This window comes from Microbispora sp. CA-135349 (assembly GCF_050947365.1).
Classification (GTDB): Bacteria; Actinomycetota; Actinomycetes; order Streptosporangiales; family Streptosporangiaceae; genus Microbispora.
In genome coordinates this window covers 5953612-5969029 of sequence record NZ_CP192001.1, presented here as the reverse complement: position 1 = coordinate 5969029, position 15418 = coordinate 5953612, and the positions used below count along the sequence as shown (strand labels likewise).

Sequence of the window (15418 nt, the reverse complement as noted above, 5' to 3'; positions counted from 1 at the left end):
CCCTCACGACGGAGCTCTACAGCTCGTAGTTCTATAACCAGTAGTACTACAAGCTGTAGAGCATTGGGGCCCCGCGAGGTGCGATCTTCGTCACAGCCGGGCGGTGCGCCACCCGGACTCTGGTTCGCGGTGCCGGATCCCCGTTCCTTGCAGTACCGACGATTGCGGCCGGATCGTCCCGGCCGCCAGGGACACCGGTCCCGTCCCGCCGGGAGCGCCTCCTGGGGAGGCACGGGATCAAGGATGGGCGAACGACGACGAGTGCCGCGTCCGCCGCGCGGCTGATTCGCCCGTACGCCGCGCGGTTGAGGACCCCGGTCCGCGCGGACGGGTTGCGGGAACGGCGAAGACCCCCGGTCCGGAGAACCGGGGGTCTTCGAGCGCTCTGTGTTCTTGCGCCTCTCGCGCCCTCTGTGCCGCTACGCGGCGGCGGGGTGGAGGGAGAGCGTCGGGTAGTCGGTGTACCCGCGGTGGTCGCCGCCGAAGGCGGTGCTCAGGTCGGCCTCGTTCAGCGGTGCGCCGACCCGCAGGCGCAGCGGCAGGTCGGGGTTGGCCAGGAAGGCCTTGCCCAGTGCGACCAGGTCGGCGCCCCAGCCCAGCAGCCGCTCCGCGGCGGACGCCGGGTCGGTGGCCGCGGGGTCGTTGACGATCAGGGCGTTCGGCCACAGGTCGCGGATGCGGGCGTTGAGCTCGTCGCCGCCGGTCGCCATCAGGTGCAGGTAGACCAGGTCGAGTTCGCCGAGCGCGGACACCAGGGCGGGGTAGATCTCGTGCGCGTCGTCCTCGGCCAGCCCCTGGGCGCCGTTCCTGGGGGACAGCCGGATGCCCACGCGGTCGGGGCCGATCTCCTCGGCGACGGCCCTGGCGGTCTCCACGGCGAACCGGATCCGCCCGGCCGGCGACCCGCCGTAGCGGTCGTCGCGCAGGTTGGCGTTCTGCGACAGGAACTGGTGGATGAGGTAGCCGTTGGCGCCGTGCAACTCGACCCCGTCGAATCCGGCGTCCACCGCGCGCCGTGCGGCGGCGGCGAAGTCACGAACCGCCGACTCCACCTCGGCGGTGGACAACGCGATCGGCACCGGCGTGTCCTGCGGGCCCGACGGCGTGAAGATCTTCTCCCCGATCCGTACGGCCGAGGGGGCGACGGGAAGCCTGCCGGTGTTGGCGGGGTGGCCCACCCCGCCCGCGTGCATGATCTGGGCCACGATCCTGCCGCCGGCCGCGTGGACGGCCTCGGTCACCTCGCGCCAGCCCGCCACCTGCTCGTCCGTGTGCAGTCCCGGTGTGTCCATATAGCCCTGCCCCGCCGCGCTCGGCTGGACGCCCTCCGTGACGATCAGTCCGGCCGAGGCACGCTGCGCGTAGTAGAGCGCGGTCAGCGGAGAGGGGATTCCGTCCACGTATGCGCGTGACCGCGTCATGGGCGCCATGACGAGGCGGTTCGGCAGGTGGAGGGAGCCCAGCTCGAAGGGTGTGAACGGCATGACCGTGTCCTTTCGTCAACGTGTGGCCTGCCAACTTGGTCGGCAAACTTGGTCGGCCAATGCAAGTCATACAACTTGGCCGACCAATATGCAAGCGGTAGGCTCGATCGTCGAGGAGGGTGGGATGGTGGATGCGCTGACAGAAGACGAGAGGATGTGCGGAGAGCCGCCGGATGCGGACTCCGACAGCTTGAGCTGCCTGATGGCGCAGGCGGCCCGGGGCCACCGCGTCCTGCTCGCCGCCCTTCTGGCGGAGATCGATCTCTACCCCGGCCAGGACCGCGTGCTCAACGTGCTGTGGAGCAACGGCCCCATGTCGCAGAACAAGCTGGCCGCGGCCCTGGGCATCGACATGTCCACGATGACCAAGAGCCTGCAACGGCTGGAGCGCAGCGGGTTCGTGAGCCGCACGCCGTCCCCCGCCAACCGGCGGATCAGCGTGGTGAGCACGACCCCGAAGGGCGACGCCCTGCGCCCCGAGGTCCGCCGGGTCGAGGAGGAGCTCCACCGCCGGATGTCCGACGGCCTGACGCCGGAGCAGGTGAAGACGCTCCACGCGCTGCTCACGGTGGTGCGCCGCAACACCTGCAGGGAGGCCGCCGCGTCCCCGCTCGCGGCGCCGGCCTCCCGGTAGCCCGCCGTGCCGCCCGCGCATGTGAACTCCGCACGACCGCCGCGCCGTGACGGGGCAGATCTTGCCGTTCTCGCCGTACGGGTGATTCTCTAGGGTGCTCGGCATCGGAGGTGGCCCATGAAGGTCTCAGGCAGCGCGCTGGTCGCGGCGGAGCGCAAGCGGGTCTGGGACGCCCTCCAGGACCCCGGCGTCCTGGTGCGGACGATCCCCGGCTGCGAGCGCCTGGAGACGGTCGGCGAGAACGCGTACGCGATGACGGTGACCGCGGGAGTCGCCTCGATCAAGGGCGTCTACCAGGGCGAGGTGACGCTGCGGGACCAGGAGGAGCCGGACCGGTTCACGCTTGCGGCGCGCGGCCAGGGCGCCCCGGGCACCGTCGAGGCGACCGTCGCCGTACGGCTCGGCGACGCCGACGGCGGCACCCGGATCGACTACGACGCGGAGGCCGTGGTCGGCGGCATGATCGGCGGTGTGGGGCAGCGGATGCTCGCCTCGGTCGCCAAGAAGACCGCGGGAGAGTTCTTCGCCGCCGTCGAGCGGCACCTGCTGTCCCTTCCCGCCGTGCCCGCCGCTCCCGGTGCGGTGGCGACGGCGGTGGGCGAGGTGGCGCCGTCCGGGGAGACCACGACGCGGGTGTTCACCAGGGAGCCCGCGGTCAGGCCCGCGGGCCGGCCGGGCGTGCCGGCCTGGACCATGCTCGCGGCCTTCGGCGCGGGCGCCGGTGTCGCGCTCGGCAGCGCCGTGATCGGCTGGCTGCTGGGCCGCCAGGGCCGCCGAAAGTAGAACCGCGCGGCCGTCCGCCGGGCCGTCAGGGCCGCCGCATGGCGAACCGCGGCCGTCCGCGGTTCCCGGCCCGGCGCCGTCCCGTACGCCCGTCCGGGCAGGGTATGACGACAGGACGGCGATTCTTCGGCAGAGTGCGCCGGTTCTTCCGGTCGGCGGTGATCGGTAAACACGGAGCATGTCCAGCGTGCGCATCGGGGTCGACACAGGCGGCACCTTCACCGACGTCGTGCTCGTCGACGAGGAGTCCGGCCAGATCGTCACGACCAAGACTCCGTCGACTCCCGCCAACCCGGCCGACGGTTTCATGGCAGGCGTGCACAAAGTGCTCGAGGCCCACGCGGGGTCTCACGCTCTCGACGCCGTGTCCGCCCTCGTCCACGGAACCACCGTCGCCACCAACCAGTTGCTGGAGGATCGCCCGGACGGCACGTCCCACCTGGGCTTCGTCACCACAGAGGGCTTCGAGTCCGTTCTGGAGATCGCCCGGCAGAGCGTGCCGGACGGGTACGGCAACTCCTACTTCTGGGTCAAGCCGCCACGGATCGTGCCCGTCCACCGGGTGCGTACGGTCGGGGGACGACTCGACCACCTCGGCGGGGAGGTCCGGCCGTTCGACGAGGAGCAGGCCGCGGCCGTCGCGCGATGGTTCAGGGAGCGGGGCGTCACCGCGATCGGGGTGTGCTTCCTGCACTCCTACGCCAACCCGGGCCACGAGCGGCGGATGCGTGAGGTGCTGGAGCGCGAGCACCCCGAGGCGGTCGTGTCGCTGTCGAGCGACGTGCTGCGGGAATACCGGGAGTACGAGCGGTCGGTGACCACGCTGGTGGACGCGGCGGTCAAGCCGACCATGCGGCGGTACATCGAGAACCTGTCCGAGCGGCTCGGCCGGCCGTTCTCGGTCATGAAGAGCAACGGCGGCGTGCTGTCGGCGGCCGAGGTCGTGCACCAGCCGATCACGACCGTGCTGTCCGGACCGGCGGCGGGGGCGCTCGGCGCGGCGCTGATCGCGGGGACCGCCGGGCACACGAGCGCCATCACCCTCGACGGCGGCGGCACCTCGACCGACGTGGCGGTGGTGGTGGACGGGGAGCCGTCGCTGACCACCGAGGGCCGCATCGGCCGCTACCCGTGCAAGATCCCGATGATCGACATCGTCACGGTCGGGGCGGGCGGCGGCTCGATCGCCTGGATCTCTCCCGAGGGGACGCTGAAGGTCGGCCCGAGGTCGGCAGGGGCGGATCCCGGCCCGATCTGCTACGGAAAGGGCGGCGCCGAGGTGACGGTGACCGACGCCCACGTCTTCCTCGGCCGGGTGCCCCCGCACCTGCTCGGCGGCGAGATCGCCCTCGACGTCGCCGCCGCTCGGGCGGGTGTCGAGGCGCTGGCGGCCCGGCTGGGGCTGACCCCGGAGCGCTGCGCCACCGGGATCCTGGAGATCAGCGCGTTCAACCAGTCGAACGCGATCAGGCAGATCACCGTCCAGCGCGGCCTCGACGTGCGGGACTTCCCGATGGTCGCCTTCGGCGGCTCCGGGCCGCTGCTGGCCTGCCGTCTCATCGACATCCTCGGCCTGCGGGCCGCGATCGTCCCGCCGGACCCCGGGAACGTGTCGGCGTTCGGCCTGCTCACGGTCGACGTGAAGAACGACTACGTCCGCACGCACGTCGCCCGCGACCCCGCACCGGAAACACTCGCCGGGATCCTCGCCGACCTGGAGGCCGAGGCGGCCGCCGCGCTCGACCGCGAGGGGTTCGCCGGGCACGTCTACGCGCGCAGCGCCGACCTGCGTTACTACGGCCAGGCGTACGAGGTGCGGGTGCCGGCCCCCGACGGGCCCGTGGACGAGGCGTGGCTCGGCGTGGTCGCCGAGCGGTTCCACGCCGAGCACGAGAGGCTCTACGGGTACGGCTACCGCGGCGATCCCCGCCACGCCGTCGAGTGGGTCAACCTCCGGGTGTCGGGCATCGGTCCCATCACCCGGCCGAAGATCGCGCGCAGGCCGCGCCAGGAGGACGAGCCGAGCCCGGTCGCGACCCGCGACGTGTACTACGAGCGGTGGGGCAGGACCGTGATCTACCGCCGCGGCGACCTCGGCGCGGGAGCCGTGGTGCGCGGCCCGGCCGTCGTCGAGGAGTACGGCTCGACCCTGCCGGTGCACCCCGGCTTCACGGCGACCATGGACGACTACGGCAACCTCGTGGTGGTGAGCGATGACCGGTAGGACCGCCGACCCCGTGCTCGTGGAGATCGTGGAGGGCACGCTCGCCTCGGTCGAGATGGAGGTGGAGACGGCGATCGCGCGGACCGCCCGCTCGCCCATGATCCGCGACGCGCACGACTTCCGTGCCGGCATCCACGACGCGCGGCTGCGCAAGCTGACCGGGCGCTCCTATTCGGCGCTGGTGCAGCCGGTCGTCCGCGACTTCCCGATCGAGACGATGCGACCGGGCGACGTGTTCTTCCACAACGACGTCTACCTGTCCGAGGGCGGCATCGGCCACCTGCCCGACCTGTGCGTGACGGTGCCGGTCTTCCATGAGGGCGAGGTCGTCGCGTTCGTCCAGGCGTTCGGCCACCACGACGACATCGGCGGCGCGGTGCCCGGGTCCATGCCGTCGCACGCGCGCAGCGCGTTCGAGGAGGGCCTGATGGTCCCGCCGATCAAGCTGTGGGACCAGGGCGCGCCCAACCGCGCCGCGCTCACGATCATGACGCGCAACTCCCGCATGCCCGACTCCCTGGCCGGAGACCTCGACGCGGAATGCTCGGCCTGCCTCATGGGCGCCCGGCGGCTCGGCGAGCTGTTCGACCGGTACGGCAGGGAGCCGGTCGAGGCGTGCTTCGACGCGATCATCGACACGACGACGGAGACGTTCCGCCGCGAACTGCTGGCGAAGATCCCCGAGGGGGTACACGTCTGGGAGGACTACGCGGAACACGACGGCGTGGACGAGCCGCGCCTGCACGCCCAGCGCATCACGCTCACCGTCGACCACTCCGCGGACACCCCGCTCACCATCGACTTCACCGGCACCTCCCCCCAGGCCAAGGGGCCGATCAACCACGCGGGCGACTACGCCGACGGGGTCTTCCTGAAGAAGTGGCTGGCGCCGGTCCTGCGCAACCTCGCGGACACGCCCGAACGGATGGCCGAGCTCGACGTCAACGAGGGCGTCGTGCCGCTGATCAGGATGGTCTTCCCGGAGAAGGGCACCCTGCTCACGCCGATCTTCCCCGCGCCCACCAACGCCCGCACGTTCGTGATCCTGCGCCTGCTCGGCGTGCTCGCGGGCGTCCTGGCCAAGGCGACCGGCGGCCGCATGCCCGCCGACCAGGAGACCATCCGCTACACCGGCGTGTACGGCGAGTCGGACGACGGGCCGTACCTCATGCGTGAAGTGCTGGGCGGCGGGTCGGGCGGGCGCTGGTACGCCGACGGGGAGGACACCATCCACGTGGTGCCCGACAGCCGCAACATCCCGGTGGAGTTCGCCGAGTCACGCTGGCCGTTCCGGGTGGAGCGGCTGGGCCTGGCCGTGGACAGCGGCGGGCCCGGGGAGTTCCGCGGCGGCCTCGGCTACGACAAGCACATCCGCATGCTGCGGGACGCCTCCTTCATGTCGATCGCCGACCGCTCGATCCTGTCGTGCTGGGGCGTCAACGGCGGCCGGGCGGGCCGTCCCTTCCAGGTCACCGTGGACGGCGTGGAGATGGAGGGCCTGGTCGACGACTTCCCGGTACGCGCCGGGCAGGTCATCCGCATCCGCACGACCGGCGGAGGCGGCTGGGGCTCGCCGTACGACCGGCCGGCCGAGAAGGTGGCCGCCGACGTCCGCGACGGGAAGGTCTCGTTCGAGGGCGCGCGGGAGGACTACGGCGTCGTCCTGACCGGCACCCGCGACGAGATCGTCGTCGACGCCGAGGCGACCGGGCGTCTGCGGGAGCGGCTGCGCGAGACGCGTCCCGCCGCCTTCTTCGACCGCGGCCCCGGCTATCCGAAACTCTCCGGCGGCCTCCAGCGCGCGGAGGTGGACACCGTCTGACGCCCGCCGCCGGGCGCCGGTGATTGGCGGCGGTGTCCGTGGGTAGCCGTTCAGTAGCGGCACAAACGGGATGGTGAGATACAAATGGCGTCTATCGTTCAGCGCATCAGGGACTACCTGCAGAGCCCCAAGGGTCGGGAAAACGTCGAGAAGACCAAGACCGCGGTACGTGATCCGCAGAACCAGCAGCGGCTGCGCCGGCTGATGGACCAGGTGCGCGGCCACCGCGCGCACCGCTGACGGACCGGACGGCCGGCGGCCGTCGCCACGGGGTGTACACGGGGCGCGGCGGCCGGTCCGGGTCACGGCCCTCGCCGGTGGGCAGCGGCGCAAAATCGCTCAGCTACTGGACATCGATCCTGAAATGCCGAAATATGCGACAAACAGGGAGATAGGTTCGTCCAGCGGGAAGAGCTGATCGCCGATATGGAGAAGGCGCTGGCGACGCACGACCCCGAGCACCGGCTCGCGACGTTGCGGGAGATCGGTGTGCCGGCGGGCGCGCCATGAACAAGGCGGACGTGGGCAGGCCGGACGCGAGGACGCTGATCGCGCGGGTGCTCGACCCGCACTCGTGGAAGTCGTGGGACGAGCCCCCGCGTGACCGGGCCGCGCCGGGGTCGGAGTACGCCGCCGAGCTCGCCCGCGTCCGCGCCAGGACGGGATACGACGAGTCGGTCGTCACCGGCGAGGGCACCCTCGACGGCCGCCGGGTGGCCGTCGTCGCCTGCGAGTTCTCCTTCCTGGCCGGCTCGATCGGGGTGACGGCCGCCGAACGGCTCGTCCGGGCCGTCGAACGGGCCACCGCCGAGCGTCTGCCGCTGCTCGCCGCCCCCGCCAGCGGCGGCACGCGGATGCAGGAGGGCGCGCTGGCCTTCACCCAGATGGTGAAGATCACCGCGGCGGTCGCCGCCCACCGCGCCGCCGGCCTGCCGTACGTCGTCTACCTGCGTCATCCCACGACGGGCGGAGTGTTCGCGTCGTGGGGCTCGCTCGGGCACGTGACGGCCGCGGAGCCGGGAGCGCTCATCGGCTTCCTCGGGCCGCGGGTCTTCGAGTCGCTGCACGGCTATTCGTTCCCCAAGGGGGTCCAGGTCGCCGAGAACCTCTACGCCCACGGGCTGGTCGACGCCGTGGTGTCGGCCGAGGACGCACGGGAGATCGCGATCCGGACGCTGGCGGTGCTCTGCGCGCCGCGCGCCGGCATGGAGCCCGGCCCGGAACCCGAGGAGCCGGCCGAGCCGGTCCCGGCATGGGAAGCCATCACCCGCTCGCGCCGCGACGACCGCCCCGGCGTGCGCGACCTGCTCAAGCACGGCGCGCGGGACGTGACCCCGCTGCACGGCACCGGCACGGGAGAGCGCGACCCCGGCCTCCTGCTTGCGCTGGCCAGATTCGGCGCCGCGCCGGCCGTCGTCCTCGGTCAGGACCGGCTGCGGCAGCGGGCGGGCGGCTCACTCGGCCCCGCCGGGCTGCGGGTGGCCCGGCGCGGCATGCGCCTGGCCGCCGAACTGCGCCTGCCGCTGGTCACGGTCGTCGACACCGGCGGCGCAGAGCTGTCGAAGGCGGCCGAGGAGAGCGGCCTGGCCGCCGAGATCGCCCGCTGCCTGGCCGATCTCGTCATGCTCGACGCGCCGACCGTGTGCCTGCTGCTGGGCGAGGGCGCGGGCGGCGCCGCGCTGGCCCTGCTCCCGGCCGACCGGGTGGTCTGCGCGCAGCACGCCTGGCTGTCTCCGCTCCCGCCGGAGGGCGCGTCGGCGCTGCTGTACCGCACCGTCGACTTCGCCCCGGAGATCGCCGCGGCTCAGGGCGTACGGGCCGCAGACCTGCGGCGGGACGGCATCGTGGACCGGGTCGTGCCGGAACGTCCCGACGCGGCGTACGAGCCGGAGGAGTTCTGCCGCAGGGCCGGCCGCACCCTCGAACACGAGATCGCGGGCCTGCTGGAGCGCCCGGCGGGGGAGCGGATCGCGGCCCGGTTCGCACGCTATCGGTCGCTGGGCTCCTGACCGTCCGCCCGGTCAGGAGCGAGCGGCACGGGCACGCGCTCCACCCGGATCGCGTGGACCTCGTCGCGGGGTACGACCACCTCGTACGCGCCGTGGTCCACCAGCCAGTAACCGAGCGCCTCGGCCTTGAGGCCGTTGTGGCCGGTGTAGGCGATGTGCAGGCCGCCCTCTCCGCCGTCGCCGCCGTCGTCCTCGTCCAGCACCAGGCACGGCTCGCCGCCGAAGGCCCCGACCGTGCGCAGCAGGGTGAGCCGTTCCAGCGCGGACCTGCTCACCCGGAGCCGCCAGTAGCCGCCCCCGGCGGTGAACCCCTCCTGCGGCGTCTCGCTGAACAGCACCACGTCGTCGCCACCGGGCCCGACCGCGGCGGCGTAGTCCCGGTCGCGGTAGCGGGCGACGAATCCCAGACCGGCCGGCTCGATCTCGCTCATCGCGCCGGCCGCCAGGTCAGGCCGTCGTACCCGGCGAAGGGACGCTCTCCGGCCGCGGTGAGGTGCACGATCTCCGCGCCCGCGGGGATCGGCATGGGCATCGTGTGGAACTGCGGCACCACCTGCTCGCGCGAGGCGGTGAAGCCGTTCCCGGTGAAGGGCGGTGCATCGCTCCAATCACCGCCCATGTGCGGGCCGTACGGGACGACGTAGGTGTCGATGTCCCGCGCGTCCCAGCGCATGATGTACAGCTCGGGCACGTCCGGCGTCAGCTCCGATCCGTCGAAGCACAGGTCGAGGGCCTCGACGAGCGCGGCGGGGGTGGTGAGGCGGTCGCAGTCCTGCACGCGGTAGACGTAGCCGGAGATGATCGTGCGACGGCCCGACAGGTACGGCACGAGCAGCCGCGGCGGAACCACCTTCTGCATCCGCGTCCTGCGTCCCGGCTCGCTCATGGGGCCAAGTTTACGATCTCCCGACTCCGAGCCGGCGGTGTTCGAGCGAGGGGAGGGTGGCGCGCGCGGTCTCGGTCCACGCCGCGTCGATCTCCGCGATCAGCACGCCGGGGCCCGTGCCCAGGTCATGCCGGGCGACGCCCATCGGGTCGGCGAGCATGCTGCGGCCGACACCAAACCCGTCCGGTATGGCGGGATTGGGTGCTTGACCGACCGCGATGGTCCACGTGGTGTTCTCGATGGCCCTTGCCCGGACGAGAGTCGTCCAGTGGTCCTCCTTCAGCGGCCCCGAGCCCCAGGCGGCGATCACCGCGAACGTGTCCGCGCCCTGGTCGACCAGCGCGCGGGCCAGCTCGGGGAAGCGGACGTCGTAACAGGTGATGAGCCCGATCCTGAGCCCCGCCAGCTCCACGACCGCCGGCGCGTCCCCCGGCGCGACCAGCTTCGACTCCTTCGCGCCGAAGGAGTCGAACAGGTGGATCTTCCGGTAGGCCGCGGCGAGCGAGCCGTCCTCCCGCAGGGCGACCGCGGTGTTCCAGACCCTGCCGTCCGCGGCGGGTTCGAAGACGCCGGCGATGACGGCCGTGCCGTGCTCGCGCGCGGCCTCGGCCAGGCCGGTGACGAACGGGCCGTCCAGCGGCTGGGCCGTCTCGAGGATGCCCGGGCCGAACCGGGCGAGCGTCGCTTCGGGGAACACGGCGAGGTCCGCCCCCCGGGCCCGCGCGAGTGCGTCACGCACGGTCGCGAGGTTGGTCTCCGGGTCGTGGTCGACGGGGATCTGGCACAGCGCTACGCGGGTCACGGACCACAGTCTGCCCGGTCGCCGCCACGCCCCACCAGGTGCCCCGCGAAGTGCCCCACCAGGTGAGCGTGCGCCACACCCGTTCCAGCGGGCCGTACCGGTGCCGGGTGAGCCACCACCTGCAGAAGACCGCCTGCGCGGCGACGGTGACGACGGCGAGCACCACGATGGCGGTCCCCGTGCCGTCGGCCTCCAGCAGCGGCATCGCCAGCGCGATCACCGTCGTGCCCGTCACGTAGTTGGTCAGCGCCATCCGTCCCAGCGCCTCGAACACCGCCGTATGACGGGCGAGCAGCAGGAACGCCGCCGCGTACGCCACCGCGCCGCACAACGCCGCGGCCTGGTAGACCCCGCCGCCGGGCGGCGCGTGGTTCCACCACCAGGTGAGCCCGGCCGCGAGCAGGGCCGCAGTTCCGCACACGACGCCGAGCAACGGCCCGCCGCCCAGGCCGTCGGCCCCGCCGAGGCGTGTCGCCCCCCGCTCCGCCTCTGCCGGAACGGCGCCCAGGCCGAGCAGGAACAGCGCGGTGATCAGCACGTACGGATGAGAGTCGAGCACGGCGGCGACCAGCGTGCCGCAGCCCACGAGCAGCACCGCCCCGCGCGGCAGGAGACTCGCGGGAAGCAGGACGACGGCCCCCAGCAGCGCGTACGGCAGCAGCACCTCGCCGGGCTCGATCACCGTGTGCGCCGCGCCCAGCACGGCGAGCACGGCCAGGCGCCGGAGCATGACGACGCGCGGGCGCCGCGTGCGCAGCCGCGCCGAGCGCAGGAACAGCGCGAACGACAGCCCGAACAGGAACGCGAACATCGGGTAGAAGCGGCTCTGGAACAGGTTCGCCATCACCCAGTCCAGCGAGGTCGGCCCCCGCCGCACCGTCTGCTGCCAGGCGTTGACCAGCATGATTCCGCACACGGCGAACCCGCGCAGCGCGTCGACCCGCCGGATCCTGCCCACCGCCATGCTCACCCGCCAGCCCCCTCGTGCCGGTCCCTTCGTGCCGATCCCTTCGTATCAGTCCCTGCGCGAGCCGGGCGGCCAGAGCACCAGCACCCGCATCTCCTGCTCGCGGGCGTGCGCGACGACGTCGGCCGTGCCGCCGAAACCGCGTGCCGGGAGCCCGTCCCAGACGGCGAGCAGCTCGTCCGCCCGCTCGAGCATGAAGACGGAGGCGGCCATGAACGCCACAGGCTCCGGCCGTTCGAACGGCATCCGGTGCACGCGCCGCGCGAGTGAGAGCAACTCGTCGTAGGCCGTCCGGGCCACGCGGGGCAGGCTCTCCCGGTATCGGCCGGCGGGCACGACCACGTCGAGGTCGCCGCCGGCGCGCAGCACTTCCCGTGCGAAGAGCTGGTCCGCGCCCTCGGCGAGGCAGGACAGGCCCACCAGCGGCCGGCCCCGCCCGGCGAGCACGGCCCGCAGGGCGCGTCGGACGCGGTCGGCCGTGTCCCGCGGCAGGCCCCGGTGGCCGGTGAACGCGATCGTGGTCATCCCTCTCACCGAATCCTCCGGAGGAAGTCCGGTCCTTCAGCTTCAGGACCGGGAGGAATCCTGCCCCCGTAAGGGGTGACCCGACGAAGCCGGGACAGCCCGGAGCGTGAAGCGGTGATGTCTTGCTCATTTCGCTGACCGGCCGGGCGAAGCGCCGCGGGTGGGGGGAGTTTCGCCGTCAGCTGGAGTACAAAAGCGCGCGTGCCGGGCGGTGCCTGGTCGTGATCGACCGCCGGTTTCCCAGCTCGAAGACGTGCAGCGGGTGCGGGCACCTGCTCGCCGCACTGTCCCTGTCGACCCGGCACTGGACGTGCCCGGGATGCGGCACCCGGCACGACCGGGACGTCAACGCCGCCACGAACATCCTGGCCGCTGGTCGAGCGGTGTCCGCCTGTGGAGCTGACGTGAGTCCGCAAGGGTCCTCCCTTCGGCGGTCGGCGGGTGAAGCAGGAAACCCATCCCGTGAGGGGTGGAACCCCACGTTTCAGGCGGGGGAGGAAGTCAATCGTTCAGCCGACCCGTACGATCTGAAAACCGGCGGTGGCCAGGATGCGCGGAAGGTTCCGCACGGTGTCGCGGTCCCTCTCCTTCGCAGCGTCCGAGATGTTGTCCCAGCTGTCCAGGTCGGGGTGTCTCCTGTTCTCCTCGTCGCGGACAGGGCCGCGGGCCCACCCGTCGGCGACCAGGTCCCGCAGCCACCGCTCGTGCTCCATCATCGCAAGTTGCTCGATCTCATAGTCCTTGAAGGCGAAATGCAGCTCGGGCTCCACGCGCGGAGCGAGGGCGCAGCCGATGCTCGTCAGCTTGCGGCCGATGTCCTCCGCCTGCCCCCGGTTCGCCGCCCGCAGGTGCGGCGGCAGGCTCTCCCACGGGACCAGCGACGGGTTGGTCGCCCGCACGTGACGGCGCGCGGTGTTCTCCGCGACGTAGCTGTCGTGGATCGCCCGGGCCAGCGTCTCCACCAGGTCCTCCACGATGAGCCGCGGGTCGCCGGCCTCTTCGTTGACCGCGAAGACACGCAGGGCGCCGGACAGCCCCTCCAGCAGGTTGACGCTCTCGAAGGCCCGGCCGAAGGTGCCGGCCTCCTCGACCCGCACCACGAGCGACCCCGGCCCGCAGTTCCACAGGCGCAGCGAGGTGAGCGCGGTCTTGAGCGCGAGATCCTGGTCGGCGTGACAGACGAACACCCGCTGCGGCGGCTGCGACGGCAGCAGCTCCCCGAGCGGCAGGTCGCCGGGCGGCGCGTCGTGCGTGGTCAGCGCGCACACCTCGGTCACGAACTCGAATCTGCGGCACACCGCCTCGACGGTCCGCGCGGCGTCCGCGTCGATGATCGTCACGGGCAGCGGGTACGGCGAGGGGATCAGCCGCCTCCTGCGCGCCATCTCGACCAGCAGGCTGCGGCCGAAGGCGTCCAGCCCGATGACGACGACCGGCCGCTCGTTCACGATCGGGTGCCGGTTCAGGAGCACCCGGGCGGCGAGTTCGTCCAGGTTGAAGAAGTCGAGGCGCAGCCGGGGCCTGCCGGGAAGGCTCAGCCTGCGGGCCCGCAGGGCGGCGCACAAATCGGGATCGGAGATCAGGGCGTACGCCGCCAGCGGCCGCCTGCCGCCGGGCCTGGTCACGCCGTGCGCCGCCAGCGCGATCGCCGTGTTGGCCGAGCTGTCCTGCTCGCAGGCGTACAGGACGGAGGCCCGCTGGATCCCGGCGGCCCGCAGGGTGGCGGGGCTGCGTGCGTCGCCGCCGACATGGAGCACCTTGCGGTCGCCCGCGGCGGCGACCGGGGCCGAGCTGATCACCACTATCCGCGTTTCCGTCACCCGCAGCCGTTCCACCAGGGCCAGGGCCGCCGACCCCGACCCGCACACGACCACGTGCTCCTTCGACCTGCGCGCCCGCAACCGCCGCAGTTCGGCGGCGAACAGGAGGCGGGCTCCGTCCACCAGCGTGTAGACCGTCACGCCCGGCGCGGCGAAACGGGCGAACTCCAGCGCGGCCGGGAGCGGGTTCGGCTCGTCGAGCGGCGCGGAGTCGAACACGAACAGCTGCAGGTCCCAGTACAGGAGGTCGAGCGGATTCGACGGCAGGCCCAGCGTTTTCGCATACGTATGGAGGCCGATATATCCGGTCACTAATGCGGCCACCGCCAGGCCCGCGAATATCGCACGCACCACATAGCTCGCGGGAAAGGCCATAAACCCTCTCCTTCGCTGGGCGGCACATGCCTCTTTTTGAAAATAACCCGTCTAAAGGGAACGCTCCAGCCTCCATTCCACAAAGGTGTTGCCGTTCCGATGCCGTCGGGCTCTTTCGCGTCACACCGGTTCGGTGGATGCTGGGCCTGAGATCCATCGACGATCGCCACGGGAGGGCCGGGCGTTGACGGACGGGGTGTGGTCGGCGGATCGCGAGCGGCGCCTCGCGGTCGCGCAGCGGGGAAAGATCCACGGGGGCAGGCCGGTGTTCCTGCTCCACGGGACGCCGGGCAGCCGGATCGGCCCCCTTCCACGGGAAGGCCTGCTCTACCGGCTCGGAGTGCGGCTCATCACCTACGACCGGCCGGGATACGGCGACTCCGACCGGCACGAGGGCCGCAGCGTGGGGGACGTCGCCGCCGACGTGGCCGCCATCGCGGACCACCTCGGCCTGGACCGCTTCGCGGTGGTGGGCCGCTCCGGCGGCGGGCCGCACGCACTCGCCTGCGCCGCCCTGATTCCCCACCGGGTCACCCGGGCCGCCGTGCTCGTCGGGCTCGCCCCGCGGGAGGCGGAGGGCCTCGACTGGTTCGACGGCATGACCGAGGGCAACGTCACGGAGTACATGACCGCCATGCAGGGGCGGGCGCGGCTCGCGGCGCGGCTCGGCCCGACCGCCGCCGAGATCCGCGAGGACCCCGTACGGCTCGTCAACACCCTGTACGACGAGCTGCCGGAGCCGGACAGGAACGTGATCGCGGACGCCGGGATCCGGACCATGCTGGTGCAGACCTTCGCGGAGGCCGTACGGACCTCCGCCTACGGCTGGATCGACGACGCCATGGCCTTCTGCTCGCCGTGGGGGTTCGACCCCGCGGACATCAGGGTGCCCACCCTCCTGTGGCACGGCGAGGACGACGTGTTCTCGCCGGTCAGCCACTCCCGCTGGCTGGCCGGGCGGATACCGACCGCCACGGTGCGGATCCAACGGGGCGCGGCGCACTTCCACGCCTTCCACGTGCTGCCCGACCTGCTGGGCTGGCTCGCCAGGGACGGGCAGGCGGCCTGATCCGCCCGCCTGCCGTCC

At 72.4% G+C, this 15418-nt stretch carries 14 protein-coding genes and 1 pseudogene; 8 read left to right on the top strand and 7 right to left on the bottom strand.

Features of this window, described 5'->3' with window-relative positions:
• Positions 1 to 419: 419 nt before the first annotated feature.
• Positions 420 to 1484 (bottom strand): alkene reductase, encoded by a 1065-nt coding sequence (locus tag ACQPZZ_RS27410; RefSeq protein WP_432923732.1) that lies wholly within the window; start codon positions 1482 to 1484, stop codon positions 420 to 422.
• A gap of 124 nt (positions 1485 to 1608) precedes the next feature.
• Between ACQPZZ_RS27410 and ACQPZZ_RS27405 the strand changes: the two genes are divergently transcribed.
• The 6 genes from ACQPZZ_RS27405 to ACQPZZ_RS27380 all read left to right on the top strand — a co-directional run bounded on the left by ACQPZZ_RS27405 (position 1609) and on the right by ACQPZZ_RS27380 (position 8956).
• Entirely contained in the window at positions 1609 to 2118 is a 510-nt protein-coding gene (locus tag ACQPZZ_RS27405) for a MarR family winged helix-turn-helix transcriptional regulator (RefSeq protein WP_432923730.1), read from the top strand.
• A 117-nt stretch (positions 2119 to 2235) separates the two neighbouring features.
• Complete coding sequence (locus ACQPZZ_RS27400; RefSeq protein WP_432923728.1) at positions 2236 to 2901, top strand: SRPBCC family protein; 666 nt, start codon at positions 2236 to 2238, stop codon at positions 2899 to 2901.
• A 178-nt stretch (positions 2902 to 3079) separates the two neighbouring features.
• Positions 3080 to 5125: a hydantoinase/oxoprolinase family protein gene (locus ACQPZZ_RS27395; protein WP_432923726.1), complete on the top strand. Its 2046-nt coding sequence runs from the start codon at positions 3080 to 3082 to the stop codon at positions 5123 to 5125.
• Positions 5115 to 6947, top strand: coding sequence for a hydantoinase B/oxoprolinase family protein (locus tag ACQPZZ_RS27390; protein ID WP_432923724.1), 1833 nt, complete (start codon positions 5115 to 5117; stop codon positions 6945 to 6947). The genes ACQPZZ_RS27395 and ACQPZZ_RS27390 overlap by 11 nt, the downstream gene beginning before the upstream one ends.
• A gap of 84 nt (positions 6948 to 7031) precedes the next feature.
• Positions 7032 to 7187: a hypothetical protein gene (locus ACQPZZ_RS27385; RefSeq protein WP_432923722.1), complete on the top strand. Its 156-nt coding sequence runs from the start codon at positions 7032 to 7034 to the stop codon at positions 7185 to 7187.
• 266 nt (positions 7188 to 7453) lie between these two features.
• The gene (locus tag ACQPZZ_RS27380) at positions 7454 to 8956 is read left to right on the top strand and encodes a carboxyl transferase domain-containing protein (protein WP_432923720.1); all 1503 of its coding nucleotides are present in this window, start codon (positions 7454 to 7456) and stop codon (positions 8954 to 8956) included.
• Here the strand turns inward: ACQPZZ_RS27380 and ACQPZZ_RS27375 are convergent.
• Genes ACQPZZ_RS27375 through ACQPZZ_RS27355 form a run of 5 tightly spaced genes read right to left on the bottom strand, consistent with a single transcriptional unit; the run spans position 8935 to position 12136 of the window.
• Positions 8935 to 9387, bottom strand: coding sequence for a hypothetical protein (locus ACQPZZ_RS27375; RefSeq protein ID WP_432923718.1), 453 nt, complete (start codon positions 9385 to 9387; stop codon positions 8935 to 8937). The two genes, ACQPZZ_RS27380 and ACQPZZ_RS27375, sit on opposite strands and share 22 nt — an antisense overlap.
• Entirely contained in the window at positions 9384 to 9842 is a 459-nt protein-coding gene (locus ACQPZZ_RS27370; protein WP_225898026.1) for a hypothetical protein, read from the bottom strand. Before ACQPZZ_RS27370 ends, ACQPZZ_RS27375 begins: the two co-directional genes overlap by 4 nt.
• A gap of 10 nt (positions 9843 to 9852) precedes the next feature.
• Entirely contained in the window at positions 9853 to 10644 is a 792-nt protein-coding gene (locus ACQPZZ_RS27365) for a carbon-nitrogen hydrolase family protein (RefSeq protein ID WP_432923716.1), read from the bottom strand.
• Positions 10574 to 11608, bottom strand: coding sequence for a DUF418 domain-containing protein (locus ACQPZZ_RS27360; protein ID WP_432934565.1), 1035 nt, complete (start codon positions 11606 to 11608; stop codon positions 10574 to 10576). Before ACQPZZ_RS27360 ends, ACQPZZ_RS27365 begins: the two co-directional genes overlap by 71 nt.
• A 51-nt stretch (positions 11609 to 11659) precedes the next feature.
• Complete coding sequence (locus ACQPZZ_RS27355; protein WP_432923714.1) at positions 11660 to 12136, bottom strand: hypothetical protein; 477 nt, start codon at positions 12134 to 12136, stop codon at positions 11660 to 11662.
• A gap of 164 nt (positions 12137 to 12300) precedes the next feature.
• Between ACQPZZ_RS27355 and ACQPZZ_RS27350 the strand changes: the two are divergent.
• Positions 12301 to 12667 (top strand): annotated as a pseudogene (locus tag ACQPZZ_RS27350) (zinc ribbon domain-containing protein); the annotation flags it as partial.
• Here the strand turns inward: ACQPZZ_RS27350 and ACQPZZ_RS27345 are convergent.
• Positions 12646 to 14331 (bottom strand): RyR domain-containing protein, encoded by a 1686-nt coding sequence (locus tag ACQPZZ_RS27345; protein ID WP_432923712.1) that lies wholly within the window; start codon positions 14329 to 14331, stop codon positions 12646 to 12648. The pseudogene ACQPZZ_RS27350 and the gene ACQPZZ_RS27345 overlap by 22 nt on opposite strands.
• 184 nt (positions 14332 to 14515) lie before the next feature.
• On the opposite strand from ACQPZZ_RS27345, the gene ACQPZZ_RS27340 reads away from it, so the two are divergent.
• Positions 14516 to 15400, top strand: a complete 885-nt coding sequence (locus ACQPZZ_RS27340) for an alpha/beta fold hydrolase (protein ID WP_363638800.1) — start codon at positions 14516 to 14518, stop codon at positions 15398 to 15400.
• Positions 15401 to 15418: the final 18 nt, after the last annotated feature.

Coding starts and splice junctions, on each gene's coding strand:
- ACQPZZ_RS27410 (WP_432923732.1), bottom strand. CDS start 1,484: ATGCCGTTCACACCCTTCGAGCTGGGCTCCCTCCACCTGCCGAACCGC.
- ACQPZZ_RS27405 (WP_432923730.1), top strand. CDS start 1,609: ATGGTGGATGCGCTGACAGAAGACGAGAGGATGTGCGGAGAGCCGCCG.
- ACQPZZ_RS27400 (WP_432923728.1), top strand. CDS start 2,236: ATGAAGGTCTCAGGCAGCGCGCTGGTCGCGGCGGAGCGCAAGCGGGTC.
- ACQPZZ_RS27395 (WP_432923726.1), top strand. CDS start 3,080: ATGTCCAGCGTGCGCATCGGGGTCGACACAGGCGGCACCTTCACCGAC.
- ACQPZZ_RS27390 (WP_432923724.1), top strand. CDS start 5,115: ATGACCGGTAGGACCGCCGACCCCGTGCTCGTGGAGATCGTGGAGGGC.
- ACQPZZ_RS27385 (WP_432923722.1), top strand. CDS start 7,032: ATGGCGTCTATCGTTCAGCGCATCAGGGACTACCTGCAGAGCCCCAAG.
- ACQPZZ_RS27380 (WP_432923720.1), top strand. CDS start 7,454: ATGAACAAGGCGGACGTGGGCAGGCCGGACGCGAGGACGCTGATCGCG.
- ACQPZZ_RS27375 (WP_432923718.1), bottom strand. CDS start 9,387: ATGAGCGAGATCGAGCCGGCCGGTCTGGGATTCGTCGCCCGCTACCGC.
- ACQPZZ_RS27370 (WP_225898026.1), bottom strand. CDS start 9,842: ATGAGCGAGCCGGGACGCAGGACGCGGATGCAGAAGGTGGTTCCGCCG.
- ACQPZZ_RS27360 (WP_432934565.1), bottom strand. CDS start 11,608: ATGGCGGTGGGCAGGATCCGGCGGGTCGACGCGCTGCGCGGGTTCGCC.
- ACQPZZ_RS27355 (WP_432923714.1), bottom strand. CDS start 12,136: ATGACCACGATCGCGTTCACCGGCCACCGGGGCCTGCCGCGGGACACG.
- ACQPZZ_RS27345 (WP_432923712.1), bottom strand. CDS start 14,331: ATGGCCTTTCCCGCGAGCTATGTGGTGCGTGCGATATTCGCGGGCCTG.